Source organism: Azohydromonas lata (genome assembly GCF_034427735.1).
Taxonomy (GTDB): Bacteria; Pseudomonadota; Gammaproteobacteria; order Burkholderiales; family Burkholderiaceae_C; genus Azohydromonas; species Azohydromonas lata.
In genome coordinates, this window is sequence record NZ_JAXOJX010000208.1 from 1 (window position 1) to 500 (window position 500).

Consider the following 500-nt stretch of genomic DNA (forward strand, 5'->3'; position numbering starts at 1 on the left):
GCCGCTTCGTGATCGATGCCGCAACGGGCCAGCTCAGCGTTGCCGCCGGTGCATCGTTCGACTTCGAGCAGGCTGGCGCACACCGCATCACCGTGCGCCTCACCGACGCCGCGGGCAATACCGCCGACGTCCAGCTCAGCATCGCGGTCTCCAACGCCAACGACGCGCCCACGGGCAGCGTGACCATCACCGGCAAGGTCGCGCAGGGTGAAACGCTCAAGGCGTCCAACGACTTGCGCGACCAGGATGGCCTGGGCACCGTTACCTACCAGTGGCTGCGCGATGGCCAGGCCATCGAAGGCGCCACGGGCGAGCGCTACACGCTCACGCAGGCCGACGTGGGCAAGGGCCTCACGGTGCGCGCGTCCTACGTGGACCAGTTCGGCCATGCCGAAAGCCGCACCAGTGCGGCCACCGCGGCGGTGGACAACGCCAACGACGCGCCCACGGGCAGCGTGACCCTCTCCGGCACCGCCGCCATGGGCCAGGTGCTGCGCGCT

Annotated in this window: 1 protein-coding gene; it reads left to right on the plus strand. The window is 70.2% G+C overall.

The window, feature by feature from the left end:
* The coding region (locus tag SM757_RS35050; RefSeq protein ID WP_322468875.1) for a hypothetical protein at window positions 1-500 on the plus strand (500 nt) is incomplete at both ends.